Source organism: Haloferax sp. Atlit-109R (genome assembly GCF_003665865.1).
Classification (GTDB): Archaea; Halobacteriota; Halobacteria; order Halobacteriales; family Haloferacaceae; genus Haloferax; species Haloferax volcanii.
The window spans coordinates 1,125,171-1,143,111 of record NZ_QPLO01000002.1 but is presented as its reverse complement, the minus strand read 5'-3'; the positions used below and the strand labels follow the sequence as shown (position 1 = coordinate 1,143,111).

Here is a 17,941-nt window from a genome sequence, read left to right as displayed (position 1 = left end):
TCACCCCACCCAGAATATCACGGACGGGAGTGGGTGTACGGTGGGCCGCACGGAGAACTCAATGGCAGACAAAGTATTCAAACTCACACGACGCCGCGCCCTCGGGGGGCTCCTCACGATTGGTGCGGGAAGCGCCGCCGCCGGCGTGGGCACGTTCGCCCTCTTTAACGACACCGAATCGAGCACCGAGAACACGCTTCAGGCGGGGACGCTGAGCCTCGCCGACGGAGCCAGTTCCGCGAGTTTCAGCGCCACGGGTCTCGCGCCCGGCGACGAGACCGACACTTTCGAAGTCGACCTCGAAAACGACGGGTCGCTCGACGGCAGTCTCGACATCGACCTCACGCTGACCGAAAACGACAGCGACGCCACGGCCGGCGACGACGGCGACGCGGACGCCTCGGTGGCGGACCTCGCGGGCGTCCTCGACGTGACGACGTTCGAAGTCGGGAGCCTCGACGTGCTCGACGACCGCTTCGGCGGCTCGGCCACCCTCGCTGACGTGGTCGCGGCGAACAGCGACGCGGCCGACGGCGACGACGACTCGAACGTCCAGGACATCGACCTCGAATCCGGCGAGACGAAGACGTTCTCCTTCGCGCTGGCGATGCAGGAAAGCGCCGGCAACGAGTTCCAGGCCGACGGGCTCGACATCCAGTTCGACTTCGAACTGAACCAGCGGGACAGCCAGTAACGATCCGGCAGAACCGCCGGTAACGACCCGGCAGCACAGCCAGCAATCACCCTCGTTCGCGGGCGACGGGGACGACGCGACTCGGTCGCAGCCACTCCGACCGAGTCTCCTCTTTCGTCCCGGCCGTTCGGACGCACTCATCGACGCCACTCAATGCCGAAACAGACGCCAACGCTGACGCTCACTCGACGCCGCTTCCTCGGCGGGCTCTTCACGATTAGCGCCGGAAGCGCCGCCGCGGGCGTCGGCACCTACTCGGCGTTTTCCGACGCCGAGCGCGCCGACGCGTCGTTCGGCGTCGGCACGCTCGACCTGACGGTTGACGGCGACGACGAGCAACTCACGTTCCTCGAAGAGGTCGACGTCGCGCCCGGCGACAGCGGCACCGCGTCGGTGACGCTCCGCAACCGCGGGTCGCTCACCGGCTTCCTCGACATCGACGTGCTCGGCGTCACCGACGACGAAAACGGCCAGTCGGAGCCCCCGTCGCAGAACGACCCCCGCGTCGGCGACGGCGAACTCGCGCAGGTGCTCGAAGTCCGCGCGTGGCTCGAAGCTCCCGACGGGTCGAAGACGTTCCTCTGCGGGCGTTCGGACTACGCGACCCTCGACTCGATTTTCGTCGCGGACGAGACGTTCGACCTCGATTACGAACTCGCCTCCGGCGAGTCGGTGGAGTTCTCCATCGCGTGGCGACTCCCGTCGAGCGCCGGCAACGAAGTCGCCTCGGACATCGCGGGCGTCGACCTCCGGTTCGCGCTCGACCAGCGAGCCGACTCGGACGGCGGCGCGACCTGCGAGGCCGGCGACGACGACTCGGAGTCCGGCTCCGGCGACGCCCGCGACGCGATGGGCGGCTGGGACTGGGCGACGGTCGCCCGCTACGGCGAGCCTTACGACGGCTTCGTGTACGGCAACTCGGAGCCGGAGAACTACGAAATCGCGGTGCTGAAGCGTTCCGGTCCCTTCGAGACCCGCCTCCACAAGCAGAACAACGACTGGCAGCGCGCGTGGGTCTCGGGCCGAACCGAATCGTTCCGCGTCGACTTCGACGGCAGCAAGGTGACGATGACCGTCGGCGACACGGAGTACCCGGACAAATACGGCCAGAAGGGACAGGGCGTCGGCGCGGGCGACGTGGTCGCGCTCGGCGTCACGGTCTCCGCCTCGGCCGCGTGGTCGTCGGTCGCGGTCTCGGACCTCGAACTCACCGCCGACGGGCGGACGAGCAGCCTCGCAGACGTTTCGGTCGACGCGACCGGCACGAACCACGTCCGCATTCGCCGCGAGATAGACGGGTCGTTCTCGCTCACCGGCAAACTCCGGTTCTCGTGGCACCACTACTCGCACGCCGACCCCGACGACCTCGTGATGCGCGTCGACGTCAAGACCGACGGCGGCCACCATCACCACACCAGCGCCGAAGACGATATCGAAGCGGCTGAAGTCGACGCGGACGAACGCGACCCGGTCGAAAAAGCCGCCGAAGCCGCCGAAGGAGACGAAGACGACGAGAGTCGCACGGGCGACGACGCAGGCGACGAACCCGACCGGAGCGGCACGGTCAACGACACAGCCGGAGAGCCCGACCGGAGCGGCACGGTCAACGACACAGCCGGAGAGCCCGACCGGAGCGGCACAGCTGAAGCAGACGAGGGAACCGACGAGAAGCGTCGCCCGGGCGAGGATGCAGACGGTGAGACCGAAGTTGACGACAGCGACGACGACGGTGAGCAGGCGATGACGACGGAGACGACGGAGACGACGGAGACGATGGAGACGACCGACCAATGAACTGGTCTCGCCTCGCCGCGGCGGCCCGCGTCCTCGGCGGCGTCGTCCTCCTCGTCGCCGTCGCGCTCGTCGTCGTGCTCGCCGCGCCGCAGGCCTTCGGGGCCGACGCCAGTTACACCGTCCTCTCCGGAAGCATGTCACCGACGTTCGACGCCGGCGACGTGGTGGTCGTCCGCGACGTGTCGCCCGCGGACATCTCGGAGGGCGACATCATCACCTACCGAGCGGCCGGGAGCGCCATCACCGACGAGCGGACCGACCGCGTGACCCACCGGGTCGTCGCGGTGGACCGAAGCGGCGACAGCCCGGTGTTCCGGACGAAAGGCGACGCCAACGAGGATATCGACTCGGACCCCGTCGCCGCCGACCGCGTCGTCGGCCGCGTCTGGTTCCGCGTCCCGTACCTCGGCCTCGCCGCGCAGTTCGCCCAGTCGCAACTCGGGTTGGTCCTGTTCGTCATCATCCCCGGCGTACTTCTCGTCGTGACCGAACTCTACTCGCTGTACGCCGACGCGCTCGTCGAGGTCGACTCCGACGAGTCCGACGAGAGCGCCGGACGCGACGGGTCGCCCGACGCGGGGACCGAGACCGGAACTGGCTACGTCAGCGCCTCCGACGGCGGCGTCACGCTCTCCCCCGAGCGAACGGGCGTCCGTCTCTCGGAGCCCGTTGCGGTCGTCGACCCGTCGCCCTCGGCGTCCGCCTCCGCCTCCGCGTCCTCCGACTCGCCCGGCGACATGGTGTGGGTGACCGACCCCGTCGACCGCGCTTCTGACGCGGCGGCGACCGACGAGCCCTCCGAGGACGGGCGGTGAATTTCTCGTGACCGGCTCGGACGACGGGGACGCGTTCGACTTCGACTGGACGCCGGAGCGGTCGCCCGAACTCCAGCTCGCCGACGCGACGCGGTGTCGCCGCCTCGTCGACGCGTCGGCGGCCGACCGCGACGACGACGCCGAGCGCTTCGAGGAGGTCGACTTCGACCGTCTCTCGCGGGGCGACCGCGTCCTCTGTCTCCCCGGCGAGCGCCTCCCCGTCCACGGCGTCGTCCGGGCGGTCCGGCGTTGGGACCCGTCGTCGGCGTCGTTCGTCGGCGTCGACGGTGACGCCACGCTCGTCGAACGCGAGCGCGAGCGGTCCTCTTCCGACGAGGGTGACGGGCCGCGAACCGAGACGCGTCCGGTCGACGTCGGCGACGAAGTCGAACCCGGCGACCGGCCGACCGAGACGGCGCTGGTGGTCGAGTACCGCCCGCCGCGTGCGGGCCTGTTCCCGCTTCCGCTGTCGCTCGCCTCGCTCTTGCCGGCGAAACTTTTCGGCACGCTCTCGCCGCAGTTCTCGCAGGTCGTCGGCCGGGTGTTTATCGTCTTCGTCGTCATCGGCATCGTGCTGGTCGGAACCGGCTTTGCCGCTCCCGGAAGCATCGAACGCTTCCTCGACGACCGCGGTATCAACGACGTGCTCTCGGACCTCCGTGGCGACGACCCCGAGCCGTCGCCGCCGACCGTCACCGTGACCCCCCCGCCGCCGCCGACGCCGGACGCCCCACCGGAGGAAACGAACCAGTTCGAAGACCCGGACACTCCGACACCCGCGTCGACGCCGAGCGCGACCACAACGCCGAACCCGACCCCGTCGTCTCCCACGCCAACGCCCGCGCCGACGAGCAGTCCACCCCCGACCACCACGGCACGCGCTGGAACTGGCGGTGGCGGTGGAGGTGGTGGCTCCGGAGACAGTCAAACGACGACGACGGCCGAATCGTCGGTGTCGCCCGACCCGACGCTCACCGTCGAGGCCGCGGACCCGGCGACGGTCCGCAGCGTCGACGGGACGGTCGGGACGCTCAGCGGCCCCGTGACCGGGACGCTCTCGTGGACCGGCACGGTCGACAGCGTCGTGCTCGTGGTGAACGCGTGGGTCCCCGACGACGGCTGGCAGGAAGAGCGGCGCGTCACGCTCCGGGAGTCGAGTCCCGTGGACATCGCCACCGCACTCGGCTCCGACGTGACGTACGCCGAGGGGAACCGAACCGCCGGCTTCGCCGCCACCGACGACGGCGAGACGACTGTCACGACGGGCTACGTCTCCGTGACCGCGGTGTTCTTCCGCGACTCGACCGAGGTCGCCCGAACCGAGGAGACGGCGTCGTTCGACGTGACCGTCGAGAACACCGCCGGGAGCGCCCCGGCGGGCGTCGACCTCGAACTCGGCTCCGGCGGGGCGGGCGTCTCGCTTCTCGACACCCAGTCGGTCGCACCCGGCTCCGCGGGCAACTCGACGGGGACGCTCACCAACCGCGGGCGCGACCCCGGCGTGTTGACGCTGGAGTCGATGCCGTTCGAGTCCGCCGAAAACGGTCGCTCCGGCCCCGAGTTAGCGGTCGATTCGACCGGCGGAGCCGACGAGGGCGAACTCCACGAGGCGCTCGCCGTCAGACTCCGCGTCGAGCGGGCCAACGGGACGAGTTCCTACGTGCTCGGAAATGAGACGACGTATCTCGACTTCGCCGACGTGTGGAACGAATCCGTCTCGCTCGGCCGACTCGACGGCGGGGAGTCGCTGTCGCTCGTCGTCGAGTGGCAGCTTCGGGAGGCGGCAGGCAACGAGATACAGACCGACAGCGTCGACGTGGAGTTCGTCTTCACGCTCGAACAGGCGACCGACTGAGCCGTTCGCGCCTCGTTTTTCCGTCGCTCGCCGCTCAGCCGACGAAGAGCCGGAGGTTGAACGCCGTGGCGAACGCCCCGATGACGGCGAGCGTGACCGGCGGCAGGTAGTACAGCACCTTGTCGCCGGCGCGAGCGCCGTAGACGCAGATGCCGAGACAGAGGAGGAACACCGCGAGCTTCGGGAGGACCAGCCCCCACCGTCCGAGAGCGTCCGTGCTCGCCACGAGGAGGGCGTTCGCCTCGTCGAACCGGCGCTCGTAGTAGAGAATCGTCAGCGTCGTGACGATGTCGCCGACGCCGTAGGTCGCCAGCGCGATGAGCCAGAGCAGCGAGAACTCTCTGGCCTCGAACGGCGTGTCTTCGAGCCGGAGATGACGTAGGCGTGACACACCTCTCATTTCGGGGACTGGGATATGAATCGACCGGGAGCCGGACTGTCTCGGAGACCGGCGCGTCAGACGAGGCCGACGCCCTCTGCGAGCAGTTCGTGCGAGCGGAGGCCGTCTTCGTGATTGCCGACGACGTGTTGAATCATCATCTCGTCGGCCCCGACGCGCTCCGCGAGCTGGTCCAACAGCCCCGAAATCGTGTCGGGACTGCCGGAAATCGCGCGCGGCCACTCCTTCGCTCCGAGGGTCGCCGGCGTGGGCTCGGGGACGCCGCCGAGTTCGTCTATCGCCTCCTCGACGGTCGGTCGCGTGCCGACCTCGCCGCGGCGCATCCGCTTGTACGACGCCTCGGCCACCGCGCGGAGTCGCGCGGCCTCCTCGTCGGTCTCGGCGCAGACGGCGTTCACCGCGACCATGCCGTGTGGTTCGTCGATGCCGCCGGCGAGCGACGACGACTGGAAGCTCTCGCGGTACTCCTCGAAGGAGTGGACGGCGAACTGGGGTCTGATGAAGCCCGCGAAGCAGTAGGGGAGTCCGAGTTCGCCCGCGATGGTCGCGCTCGACGGACTCGACCCGAGCACCCACGGAACCGGCAGGTCGCCGTCGCCCCGCGGGATTTCGAGGTCGGCGTAGGGGTGTTCGTCGGGGTAGTCGTCGTAGAGGTGGTTGACGACGGCCTCGATTTTCTCCGCGTGGTCGCCGTCGGGGTCCTCGACGTGCCGGTCCGTCCCGAGCGCCTGGTCCGCCGCCGGCGACCCGTTCGCCCGCCCAAGTCCCGCGTCGATGCGGCCGGGCGCGAGTCCGTCGAGCGCGCCGAACTGTTCTGCGACCTTGAACGGGCTGTAATGGTTGAGCAACACCGCGCCGGAACCGAGCCGAATCGAGTCCGTCTCGGCGGCGAGGTGGCCGAGCAACACCTCGGGCGTCGTCCCCGCGAGGGTGTTCGCCATGCCGTGGTGCTCGGCGACCCAGAAGCGCGAGTAACCCAGTCGCTCGGCTTGCTTGGCGGTTTCGACGGTGTTCGCGTACGCGTCGGTCGCGGTCCCACCTTTTGGAACCGGCGAGAGGTCGACGATAGAGAAGTCCATACCCCCGCTCCGAGACTGCGAGGAATAACGATTGGGCTCCCAGCAGATGCGTACTGTTCTCGGTGAGCCGGTGGCAGTTAGAATTGTATCTGTGGAACACAATAGCTTGGTGAAATAATCTAGATTATCTATATGAGTCACATGGTTTAGGTAATTCAAATTTCTGGAGGCTTAATGTGGCTGTAATGAGACACGACCGGTACCTGTGGCCCTCTGCATCGGATGTAGTCATGTGAATAATATACAATACTAACTGCCACCGCGGCGTTGATGTACACAGTATCCGTGACCGTGGTCCACAAAAAATTTTTACGGGCCCTATTCGATGGTTCGATAGAGGTTCCCATGCCAAGAGCCGTATTCGACAGCGCCGAGTACGACAGACGCATCGCCCGGACCAAAGAGCGGATGGCCGAGCGGGGACTGGACGCGCTCTTCGTGAGCGACCCCGCGAACATGAACTATCTCACCGGCTACGACGGCTGGTCGTTTTACGTCCATCAGGGCGTCGTGGTCACGCGGGACCGCGACGAACCCGTGTGGGTCGGCCGCGACATGGACGCCAACGGCGCGCGCGCGACGACCACGCTGAGCGAGGAGAGCATCCGGCCGTACAGCGACGACCACGTCCAGTCGCCGCACGACCTCCACCCGATGGACTTCGTCGCGGCCGTGCTGGAGGACCTCGGCGTCGACGACGCCCGCGTCGGCCTCGAAATGGACGCCTACTACTTCACCGCGAAGTCGTACACGCGCCTGCAAAAGAATCTCCCCGAGGCGAGCTTCGAGGACACGACGCTCCTCGTGAACCGCGTGCGCATCAAGAAGTCCGACGCCGAACTCGACTACATGCGCGAGGCCGCCCGCATCTCCGAGAACGCGATGCAGGCCGGCCTCGACGTCATCGAGGAGGGCGTCCCCGAGTACGAGGCCGCCGAGGCAATCTACTCGGCGCTCATCGAGGGAACCGACGACTACGGCGGCGACTACCCGTCTATCGTCCCGCTGATGCCCTCGGGGGACCACACCGGCACGCCGCACCTCACGTGGACCGACCGCGAGTTCGAGGACGGCGACCCGGTCATCATCGAACTCTCGGGCTGTCGACACCGCTACCACTCGCCGCTCGCACGGACGACGTTCGTCGGCGACCCGCCCGAAGAGCTGTCCCGGCGGGCCGACATCGTCGTCGAGGGGATGGAAGCCGCCCTCGACGCGGTCGAACCCGGCGTGACCTGCGAGGCCGTCGAGAAGGCGTGGCGCGACACCATCGCCCAGTACGGCATCGAGAAGAAAGACCGCATCGGCTACTCGATGGGGCTGGGCTACCCCCCGGACTGGGGCGAACACACGGCGAGCCTCCGCCCCGGCGACGAGACCGTCCTCGAAGAGAACATGACGTTCCACACCATCCCCGGTCTCTGGTTCGACGACTTCGGCGTCGAACTCAGCGAGACGTTCGTCGTCACGTCCGACGGGGCGGAACCGCTGGCCGACTTCCCCCGCCGGCTATTCACAACTTAATTATGACTCCGGGTCACAGCCCTAATATGATGAACGAAGATGGCAAAAATCGAAACGGCGAGGCGGTCACCGACGGCGGCTCGGGGTCCGAACCCGAGACGGCGCTGGCGACCGCGCGACGGCAACTCGAACGCGCGGCGAGTCACGCCGACGTGGACGACGGCGTCGTCGCGCGCCTGAAGCACCCGACGCGAGTCCAGCAGGTGTCGGTCCCGCTCCGCCGCGACGACGGCTCGCTCGACGTGTTCACCGGCTTCCGCGCCCAGCACGACGACGTGCGCGGGCCGTACAAGGGCGGACTTCGCTACCACCCGGAAGTGACCGCCGACGAGTGCATCGGGCTCTCGATGTGGATGACCTGGAAGTGCGCCGTGATGGACCTGCCGTTCGGCGGCGGCAAGGGCGGCGTCGCGGTCGACCCGAAGACGCTCTCCGACGAGGAGCGCGAGCGACTCACGCGCCGCTTCGCCGAGGAGATTCGCAACGTCGTCGGGCCGAAGAAGGACGTTCCCGCGCCCGACATGGGAACCGGTCCGCAGGAGATGGCGTGGTTCATGGACGCCTACTCGATGCAGCAGGGCGAGACGACGCCCGGCGTCGTGACGGGCAAGCCGCCGGTCATCGGCGGGTCGTACGGCCGCGAGGAAGCCCCCGGTCGCTCCGTCGCCATCGTCACCCGCGAGGCCGTTGACTTCTACGACTGGGACATCGAAGACACGACCGTCGCGGTCCAAGGGTTCGGTTCGGTCGGCGCGAACGCCGCCCGCCTCCTCGACGAGTGGGGCGCGAAGGTGGTCGCCGTCTCCGACGTGGACGGAGCCATCTACGACCCCGACGGCCTCGACACGCAGGACGTCGAGGGCCACGACGAGCGCCCCGGCATGGTGTCGGGCTACGACGCCCCCGAGTCGCTTTCGAACGAGGAACTGCTCGAACTCGACGTGGACGTGCTCATCCCGGCGGCCATCGGGAACGTCATCACGACCGAGAACGTCGACTCCATCTCGGCGGAGATGGTCGTCGAGGGCGCGAACGGGCCGACGACGTTCGCGGCCGACGCCGTCCTCGAAGAGCGCGGCATCCCGGTCGTCCCCGACATCCTCGCCAACGCCGGCGGCGTCACCGTCTCGTACTTCGAGTGGCTCCAGGACATCAACCGCCGTCAGTGGTCGCTCGAACGCGTCCACGAGGAACTCGAAGCGGAGATGCTCAAGGCGTGGAACGCGGTCCGCGAACACGTCGAAGAACGCGACCTGACGTGGCGCGACGCGGCGTACGTCGTCGCGCTCTCTCGCATCGGCGGCGCGAAGGAGACGCGGGGCCTCTGGCCCTGAGCGACTGCGCGTCGGGCGAAAGCTGACACGACTCGCGGTTCTTTTTCGGCGCGCGTCTCAGTCAGCGACCGCTTCGGAGACCTTCTCTATCGGGTGCGGCGGGTCGTCGGCCGCGCCGTCCATGTCCTCCAGTTGGGTCCGACACGACGCGCCGGGGGCGACGACGGTGTCGCCGCGGCTCCCGCTAATCTGGTCCGCGAGGATGCCGCCGATGGCCGTCGACAGCGAGTGGTGTTCGGCCTCGTAGCCGAAGCTTCCGGCCATCCCGCAACAGCCGGAATCGAGCGGGTCAACGTCGTAGCCGGCGCGCCGGAGGACGCCCACCGCGTGGTGGTCCTTCCGCGTCGCCTTCTGGTGGCAGTGGCCGTGGTACGTCAGCGTCTCGTCGGCCGCGCCCGCCGACGCGTCGCAGTCGAGGTCCTCCACGAGACGCTTCGCGTCGAGGTACTCCATGATGCCGTAGGTCTCGGCGGCGACGTGCTCGGCGTCCTCGCTCGAAAGCAGGTCGAGGTAGTCCGACTGGAGCATGACCGCGTCCGAGGGCTCGACGAGCACGACGCTCCAGCCGGATTCGACGCGGGGCGCGAGCGCGTCGACGTTCGTCTCGGCGCGCGCCCGCGACCGGTCGAGAAAGCCCTTCGAGTGGGCCGGGCGGCCGGTGGCGGTCACGTCGTCGGGAATCGAGACGTGGACGCCGGCGGCTTCGAGGACGCGGACCGCGGCCTTCCCCGCGTCGGGGTGGTTGTAGTTGGTGTAGCTGTCCGGGAACAGAAGCACCTTGTCGGTCGCCTCGGCCTCGGGGACGCGAGCGCCGCCCCGCGCTTCGAACCAGTCTTCCAGCGATTCGCGGTGGAACGTCGGGAGCGACCGCTCTCGGGCGATGCCGACGGTCTTCTCCATGACCGTCCGCGCGCCCGGCACCTTCGCCGCCCAGTTCGAAAGCGGAGCGAGTCGCGACCCCAGTTCGTTCAGCCGGTCCACCTCGGCAAACAGGTGGTCTCGGAGGCTCGCACCCTCGCGCTGGTGGTGGGCGTGTTCGACTTCGGCTTTGAGTTTCGCCATGTCGACTTCGCTCGGACAGTCGCGGGCACAGCCCTTACAGCCGACACAGAGGTCCAGCACCTCGCGCATGAACTCGGTGTCCGTCGCGTCGGCGTCGAGGTCGCCGCTCATCGCCTGTCTGAGCATGTTCGCCCGGCCGCGGGTCGACAATCCTTCTTCTTCCGTGGCGCGGTAGGTCGGACACATCACGCCGCCGGTGGTCGACTGGTCGCCCCGACAGCCGCCGCAGCCGTGGCAGAGTTCCGCCATCCCCTGAAAGCCGTTTTCGGTGTCCCACTCGAGTTCGGGGTCGAAGCCGGCGTCGAACTCGTAGTCGGGGGAAAAGCGGAGGTTCTCGGTCATCGACACGTCGCCGCAGACCTGCCCCGGGTTCAGGAGCCAGTCGGGATCGAACGCCGTCTTGAGGTCGCGGAAGGCGTTCCAGAGGCGGTCGCCGTACAGCTTGCGGTTCCACTGGGTTCGCGCGCGGCCGTCGCCGTGTTCGCCCGACACCGACCCGCCGGCCTCGACGACGAAGTCTGTCACCTCGTCGGCGATGGTCTCGAACGAGTCGAGGCCGTCGAGCGTTTTCGTGTTGACGAGCGGGCGGACGTGCAGCACGCCCGGCCCCGCGTGGGCGTAGAAACTCGTGTTCGCGTCGTGGTCGTCGATGACCTCGCGGAAGCGCTCGACGTACCCCGGCAGTTCGTCGGCTGGCACGGCGCAGTCCTCGATGAACGAGATGTGCTTCTCGTCGGTCGTCCGCGAGAGCAGGATGGGCGCGGCGGCCTTGCGCATCTCCCAGAGCCCCGCGCGCGCCGCCTCGTCGTGGGCTTCCAGCGCGTCGAACGCGCGGGCGTCGTCAGCGACGCCGACACCCGAAGACGGCGTCGCCTCCGGCGTCACCGAGGGCGCGCGAGCCGTCAGCAGGTCGGCGACTTTCCGCCGACCGTCCGCGTCGGAGTCGGCGTAGAACTCGACCAGCAGGGCCGCGCGGGTGCCGTCGGGGAGCGACGCGGCCACGTCGTGGAACTCGGCCGTGTCGAGCGCGAGGTCGATGAGCACGTCGTCGATGAGTTCGACCGCCGCGGGGTCGTGGTCGAGGATGGGGGCCACGTCGGCGGCGGCGTCGAACACGTCCTCGTAGGTGAGGAGCGCGACCGCCTTCGTCTCCGGGAGCGGTTCGAGCGAGACGGTCGCCTCGGTCACGACGGCGAGGGTGCCCTCGCTCCCGGCGAGCAGGCGCGCGAGGTTCACGGACCCCGCCTCGCAGTCAGGGTCGGTGCCGGTCCCGTCGGAAAGCGGGCGCTCCCCGCGCGCCTCGTCGACCAGCGCGTCGAGGTTGTACCCCGAGACGTTGCGCTTGAGGTCCGGGTAGCGGGCGTCTATCTCCTCGCGCTCCTCGTCGAGCACGCGGACGACCTCGGCGTAGATTCGGGGGAGAAGCGGACTCTCCGGACCGTCGGCACCCCACGCGTCGCTGTCGGGGTCGGCTTTCTCCCGGAGGTCGTCCACGCCCACCTCGCCGAACTGGTGGACGCTCCCGTCCGCGAGGACGACCTCGCACTCTTCGACGTAGTAGTCGGTCTTGCCGTACTTCAGCGAGTGCGCGCCGGTGGAGTTGTTGCCGATAGCGCCGCCGAGGACGCTTCGGTCGCCCGCGGCGGGGTCCGGGCCGAACGTGAGACCGTGGTCGGCCGCGGAGTTATTGAGCTCCGCGAGCGTAACCCCGGCCTGCGCGGTCGCCGTCGCCGCCTCGGAGTCCACCGATTCGACCCCGTCCATGTGCCGCGAGAGGTCGAGGACGACCGCCTCGTTGACGGCCTGTCCGGCGAGACTCGTGCCGCCGCCGCGCGGGAGGACGGGAATCTCGCGGTCGGCGCAGTACTCCACGACCGCCGCCACGTCGGCGGTCGAGGTCGGCATGACGACGCCGACGGGGAGCACTTCGTACGCCGACGCGTCGGTCGCGTACAGCTGTCGGGTGTACTCGTCGAACCGAACGTCGCCGTCGACGAGGCGGTCGAGGTCGGAGACGAGCGCCTCGCGGTCGGTGTCGCCGCCGGCGTAGTCGTAGCCGGCGCGCGGGTCGTCGCTTGGGTCGACACGCCGGTCGACCTGCGAGTCGGCCCGCCGGTCGCCGCGAGGGTCGTCGGGGCGTTCCTGCGTCGCCATCGGGAGTCAGTTCGACTCGGCGGCCAGCACTTGGTTCTCCAGCTCCGCGCCCTCGTCGAGCCGCCCGAGGTTGCCGGCGACAATGTCGGCGAGGCGGTCCCAGTGTTTCGGCGTGTGTCCGCCCGTGTGAGGCGTGATGAGGCAGTTCTCCAGCCCCCACAGCGGGTGGTCCGCGGGGAGCGGCTCGGGGTCGGTCACGTCGAGCGCGGCCCCGCGAATCTTGTTCGACCGGAGCGCCGACACGAGCGCGTCGGTGTCGACGATGCCGCCGCGGGCGGCGTTGACGAGCACCGCGTCGGTCGGCATCGTGGCGAACTCCGCGTCCCCGATGAGCCTGCGGGTCAGGTCGTTCAGCGGGCACGCGACCACGACGTAGTCGCTCCGGGAGAGCGCGTCGTGAATCGCGTCGGATTCGAAGCCGGCGACTTCGTCGGTCGGCCCGCCCTTCGACGGGGTGTAGCGGATGCCGACGGTCTCCACTTCGAAGCCCTGCAAGCGCTGGGCGACGGCCTGCCCGATGGAGCCGAGGCCGATAATCGTCACCGTGCTGTCGGTGAACTCGCCCGATTGGAAGTGCCGCCACTCGGCGCGCTCTTTGCGCCGCCAGCCCTCGTGGAGGCGGCGGGCGAACACGAGCATGTTGCCGATGGCCTGCTCGGCGATGCCCGGCGCGTGGATGCCGCCGGCGTTGGTGACGGCGACGCCGTGGTCCGCGAGCGCGTCCATCGGGACGTGGTCGGTGCCGGCGAACGTGCAGGCGAACAGTTCGAGGCGGTCGGCGCGGTCCAGCAGGTCCTCGTCTATCGTGATGCCCGTGACGACGCGGGCGTCGGCGACGAGTTCGCGTTCCTGTTTCGGCGTCCGGGCGAGCGTCACGGTCCGGTCCGGGAGGCGCTCGCGGAGCGCGTCGGCGTACGATTCCATCGAAAGGCCCTCGGTCCCCTCGCGGAGGACGACGATGTCTGTCTCGGTCATGATATCGGTCGCGCGCGTCGCGGGCGCGGTTGCTACATCGATTGGGTGACGCTCCCTTAGTCTTTTTGTGTAGCCGGTGTCCACGGATACCGTTTATGCTTAAGTGGGTGGCGGGTGGTACGTGTACGCATGGCTGACGCCGTTCGAGCGCGATTAGCGGAGCTTCGCAGAGACCTCCACCGCCACCCCGAACCGGGCTGGTGCGAGTTCCGGACGACCGCGCGGCTCGTTGAGGAACTCCGCGCCATCGGCGTGGACGAACTCGCCGTCGGCGCGGACGCCTACGACCCCGCAGACCGGATGGCCGTCCCGAGCGACGACCGGCTCGACGAGTGGTACGAGCGGGCGCTCGACCGCGGGACCGACCCGGAGCTTCTCGAACCCCTCCGCGGCGGGACGACCGGCTGTGTCGCCGTCCTCGACCGCGGCGAGGGACCGACGGTTGGCCTCCGGGTCGACATCGACGGCCTGTTCATCGAGGAGTCGGCCGACGCGGGCCACGACCCCGCCGCCGAGGGCTTCCGCTCGGAGACGGGCGAGACGATGCACGCCTGCGGCCACGACACCCACATGACGTGGGGGCTGGCGACGCTCGAAGCCGTCAAGGAGAGCGACTTTTCGGGTCGCCTCGTCGTGTTCTTCCAGCCGGCAGAGGAGGTTTCGGGGGGCGGCGCGCCCATGGCGAAAAGCGAGCACGCCGCCGGCATCGACTACTTCTTCGCGGTCCACGTCGGCCTCGACCACCCGACGGGCGAAGTCGTCGCCGGCATCGAGAAACCGCTCGCCATGTGCCACATCGACGCGGAAATCGAGGGGACGACCGCCCACGCCGGAAAAGCGCCGGAGGCCGGCGCGAACGCCATCCACGCGCTCGGAACGGCCATCGAGAGCGTCTACGGCATCCCGCGACACTCCGACGGGATGACCCGCGTCAACGTCGGTCGGGTCGAAGGCGGCACCGCGAGCAACGTCATCGCCGACGAGGTCGAGGCCGTCGCCGAGGCGCGCGGCGAGACGACCGAACTCATGGAGTACGCGAAGTCCGAACTCCGCCGGCGGTTCGAGAAGGCCGCCGAACTGCACGGCTGCGAGGCGACGGTCGACGTGGTCAGCGAGAGTCCCCGGGCCGACAGCGACCCCGAACTCGTGGAGGCTGTGGCCGACGCGGCCGAGACCGTCGAGGGCGTCGACCGCGTCGTCCAGACCGCCGACTTCGGCGCGAGCGAGGACGCGACGTTCCTCATGGAGCGCGTCCAGCGCGACGGCGGCCTCGCCTGTTACTCTATCGTCGGGACCGACCATCCGACGAGCCACCACACCGCGACGTTCGACGTGGACGAACGAAGCCTCGAAACCGGCGTCGACGTGCTCACGCGGTCGATTCTGTCGGTCGTGGGGGTCGAGTCGGCACCGACAGTCGGGACGGGAGCGAACCGATGAGCGACGGGCGCGTCACCGGCGAGTCGGCACCGCCGGCGTCCGAAATCGTCACCGCCGACGACGTGGCGGACGCCCACGAGCGCCTCGACGGCGTGGTCCACCGGACGCCGCTCGATAGCTCGCGGACGATAGCCGACCGCTGCGGGGCCGAGCGGGTCGACCTCAAACTGGAGAACGTCCAGCGGACGGGGTCGTTCAAGATTCGCGGCGCGTACAACGCGATGGCGCAACTCCCCGAGTCGGTGCGCGAGCGGGGCGTCGTCGCCTCCAGCGCCGGCAACCACGCGCAGGGCGTCGCGCTCGCGGGCGACCTATTGGACATCGACACGACCATCGTCGTCCCCGAAATCACGCCGGCGGTGAAAATCGACGCGACCCGCGGTTACGGCGCGGACGTCGTCGTCGAAGGAGAACTGTACGAGGAGTCGTACGAACACGCCCTGCGACTCGCAGAGGACGAGGGACTGGAGTTCGTCCACCCCTTCGACGACGCGGCCGTCATCGCCGGGCAGGGAACCGTCGGGCGGGAAATCGCGGCCGACGCGCCCGGCGTGGACGCGGTTCTCGTCTCCATCGGCGGCGGCGGCCTCATCTCGGGCATCGCCACCGCGATGCAGGCGCGGGACCCCGAGGTGCGAGTTATCGGCGTCCAACCCGAGGGCGCGGCCCACGCCAAGCCCTCGCTGGAGGCCGACGAGATTCGCATGCTCTCGGCGGTCGATACCGTCGCCGAGGGTATCGCCGACGCGCGACTGTTAGAGCGGACCTTCGCGGTCGTCCGCGACCGCGTCGACGACGTGGTCTCGGTCGACGACACGGACCTCGCGGTCGCCACGACGGTCCTCGCGGAGCGGGCGAAGACGGTCACCGAACCGGCCGGCGCGGCCCCGGTCGCCGCGCTGCTCTCCGGCGCGGTCGACGTCGAGGACGAGCGCGTCGCGGCCGTCGTCTCCGGCGGCAACGTCGGCCTCTCCGAACACGCCGAACTGACTCGCGTCGGGATGCAGGCGCTCGGGCGCGCCGTCGAAGCCCGCCTCGAACTCGACGGCTGGCCGGCGACGCTGGGCGACCTCTCCGAGGCAGTCGCTGCCTCGGGGGCCGAACTCGACAGCGTCGAGCGCGCCGCCCGAACCGCGTCCGACGCGCCGAATCGGGTTCCGGTCGAGGTCCGACTCGACGGGAGCGGCCCGGACCACCTCGCGGACGCCCTCGACTCGCTTTCGGCGCTTGACGGAGTCGAAGTCGCTTCGCACTCGCTGGACGAGCGCGGCGAGTCTACTGAGTCATCCTGACGCGTCCGGAAAAACGGGGGTGGCCCCTCTCGGGCCTGCATCTTTTCTGTGCTGTTCGCTGGCGACGCCGACCCTCACGCGACCGCTTCGGTCGCCACGGCGTCCATCGCCTCGCAGAAGATGCCCACGCCCAGCTCGATTTCGCGCTCGGTGGAGTCGAGCGGGGGCAGGAGGCGAATCGTCTTCTTCCCGCAGCCGAGGGTGAGCAGGCCGCGGTCGAGCGCCGCCTCGACGACGGCGTCGCGGCGCTTCTTGGTGTCGAACTCGACGGCGAGCATCAGACCCTTGCCGCGCACGTCGACCACGTGGTCGGGCGCGTCGTCGGCGAGGAGTTCCCTCGCCTGCCGGCCGCGCTCGGTCGCGTTGTCGAGCAGGTCGTACTCCTCGATGGCGTCGAGGGTGAGCGCGCCCTGCATCGACGCGAGCAGGTCGCCGCCGCCGAACGTCGACCCGAGGCGGTTCTTCTCGGTCGGGAACACGTCGGACCGCGAGACGGTCGCGCCGACGCGGAGTCCCTTCGCGCTGGCGATGACGTCGGGTTCGATGGGGTAGTGGTCGGCGGCCCACATCTCGCCGGTGCGGCCGACGCCGGACTGAATCTCGTCCACGACGAGCGGGATGTCGTAGGTGTCGCAGACGGCGCCCACCTCGGCCATGAACGCCTCGCTCGGGAAGCGGTAGCCGCCGACGCCCTGAATCGGTTCGAGAATCGCGAAGGCGACCTCGTCGGGGTTGACGTGGCCGCCCTCCGGCGACAGGGAGTTCCGCAACCGCGAGCCGTCGCCCGCGAAGAAGCCGCAGTCGCAGGCGTCGTCGCCCCCCGAACAGCCCGAATCCGCGCAGAACGGCACCGTCTCGATGCCCGCGACCTGCGGATAGTGGCGGGTGTAGACCTCCTTCGACTTCGTGAGCGAGAGCGTCCCGAGCGTCCGGCCGTGGAAACTCCCCTCGAAGGCGTAGCCGTACTTCGCGGGGGCCTCGTGGTCGTGCGTTATCTTCATCGCGTTCTCGACGGCCTCGGCCCCGGAGTTCGACAGGAACACCGTGTCCATCCCGTAGTGAGAGGACACGTCGGTGAGCTTGTCCATCAGGTGGCTCGCCCCGGGGAACTCGGCCGTCTCGGGGTCCGGACCGGCTCCGAAGTACATGTCCTGCCCGGCGATTTTCATCGGCTCGACGAGGTCGAACTCCCGGAGTTTCGACAGCACCTTCTCGTTGTTGTAGCCGAGCGGGGCGGCCCCGATGTGACAGGTGAAGTCCAAGAGGACGTTGTCGTCCACGTCGGTGACGAACGGGCCGTCGGCCTCGGCGGTCACGTCCCAGACGAACTCGTGGGAGTACTCGCTGGGCGCGGCGTGTTCGTGGTGGAACTCGACCCACTTCTCGGCGTTGGGTCCGGGCAGCGCTGCTGCGTCCGGCTCTGCGGTATCCCGATTCATACACAGGATTTGTTAATGGCATACATTAAAACTTGGTATCTCAGGGACGACCGTGTTGGTCTATTCGCGTCGGTCGCGTCGGCC

13 protein-coding genes are annotated in these 17,941 nt (G+C 69.0%); 8 read left to right on the top strand and 5 right to left on the bottom strand.

Translation table 11 applies throughout. From position 1 onward, the window contains the following. Positions 1 to 61: 61 nt before the first annotated feature. The 4 genes from DVK03_RS14335 to DVK03_RS14320 all read left to right on the top strand — a co-directional run bounded on the left by DVK03_RS14335 (position 62) and on the right by DVK03_RS14320 (position 5,158). Positions 62 to 694, top strand: coding sequence for a TasA family protein (locus DVK03_RS14335; RefSeq protein WP_004061909.1), 633 nt, complete (start codon positions 62 to 64; stop codon positions 692 to 694). 153 nt (positions 695 to 847) lie between these two features. Then, entirely contained in the window at positions 848 to 2,488 is a 1,641-nt protein-coding gene (locus DVK03_RS14330) for a TasA family protein (protein WP_115803667.1), read from the top strand. Next, entirely contained in the window at positions 2,485 to 3,303 is an 819-nt protein-coding gene (locus DVK03_RS14325; protein WP_115803668.1) for a signal peptidase I, read from the top strand. The genes DVK03_RS14330 and DVK03_RS14325 overlap by 4 nt, the downstream gene beginning before the upstream one ends. Positions 3,304 to 3,310: 7 nt before the next feature. After that, positions 3,311 to 5,158: a hypothetical protein gene (locus DVK03_RS14320; RefSeq protein WP_115803669.1), complete on the top strand. Its 1,848-nt coding sequence runs from the start codon at positions 3,311 to 3,313 to the stop codon at positions 5,156 to 5,158. 34 nt (positions 5,159 to 5,192) lie between these two features. Here DVK03_RS14320 and DVK03_RS14315 read toward each other — a convergent pair whose 3' ends face one another. Further along, on the bottom strand, positions 5,193 to 5,549 hold the full coding sequence (locus DVK03_RS14315; RefSeq protein ID WP_006600083.1) for a hypothetical protein: 357 nt from the start codon (positions 5,547 to 5,549) through the stop codon (positions 5,193 to 5,195). A gap of 65 nt (positions 5,550 to 5,614) precedes the next feature. Further along, positions 5,615 to 6,637 (bottom strand): LLM class flavin-dependent oxidoreductase, encoded by a 1,023-nt coding sequence (locus DVK03_RS14310; RefSeq protein WP_115803670.1) that lies wholly within the window; start codon positions 6,635 to 6,637, stop codon positions 5,615 to 5,617. A gap of 345 nt (positions 6,638 to 6,982) precedes the next feature. Between DVK03_RS14310 and DVK03_RS14305 the strand changes: the two genes are divergently transcribed. Beyond that, positions 6,983 to 8,161: a M24 family metallopeptidase gene (locus DVK03_RS14305; RefSeq protein WP_115803671.1), complete on the top strand. Its 1,179-nt coding sequence runs from the start codon at positions 6,983 to 6,985 to the stop codon at positions 8,159 to 8,161. Between the two features lie 26 nt (positions 8,162 to 8,187). After that, positions 8,188 to 9,495, top strand: coding sequence for a glutamate dehydrogenase GdhB (gene gdhB / locus DVK03_RS14300; protein WP_369333262.1), 1,308 nt, complete (start codon positions 8,188 to 8,190; stop codon positions 9,493 to 9,495). 57 nt (positions 9,496 to 9,552) lie between these two features. Here the strand turns inward: gdhB and DVK03_RS14295 are convergent, their stop codons facing one another. Beyond that, positions 9,553 to 12,711 (bottom strand): FAD-binding and (Fe-S)-binding domain-containing protein, encoded by a 3,159-nt coding sequence (locus tag DVK03_RS14295; protein ID WP_115803672.1) that lies wholly within the window; start codon positions 12,709 to 12,711, stop codon positions 9,553 to 9,555. A gap of 6 nt (positions 12,712 to 12,717) precedes the next feature. Further along, positions 12,718 to 13,686 carry a D-2-hydroxyacid dehydrogenase gene (locus tag DVK03_RS14290; protein WP_115803673.1) on the bottom strand — a complete coding sequence of 323 codons (969 nt, stop codon included), beginning with the start codon at positions 13,684 to 13,686 and terminating at the stop codon, positions 12,718 to 12,720. Between the two features lie 129 nt (positions 13,687 to 13,815). Between DVK03_RS14290 and DVK03_RS14285 the strand changes: the two genes are divergently transcribed. Both DVK03_RS14285 and DVK03_RS14280 read left to right on the top strand, forming a co-directional pair. Then, the gene (locus DVK03_RS14285) at positions 13,816 to 15,126 is read left to right on the top strand and encodes an amidohydrolase (RefSeq protein WP_115803674.1); all 1,311 of its coding nucleotides are present in this window, start codon (positions 13,816 to 13,818) and stop codon (positions 15,124 to 15,126) included. Further along, positions 15,123 to 16,418, top strand: a complete 1,296-nt coding sequence (locus DVK03_RS14280; RefSeq protein ID WP_115803675.1) for a threonine/serine dehydratase — start codon at positions 15,123 to 15,125, stop codon at positions 16,416 to 16,418. Before DVK03_RS14285 ends, DVK03_RS14280 begins: the two co-directional genes overlap by 4 nt. A 74-nt stretch (positions 16,419 to 16,492) precedes the next feature. On the opposite strand, the gene DVK03_RS14275 is transcribed toward DVK03_RS14280, so the two are convergent. Further along, a complete protein-coding gene (locus tag DVK03_RS14275; protein WP_115803676.1) occupies positions 16,493 to 17,857 on the bottom strand; it encodes an aminotransferase class III-fold pyridoxal phosphate-dependent enzyme in 1,365 nt (454 codons plus the stop codon). Positions 17,858 to 17,941: the final 84 nt, after the last annotated feature.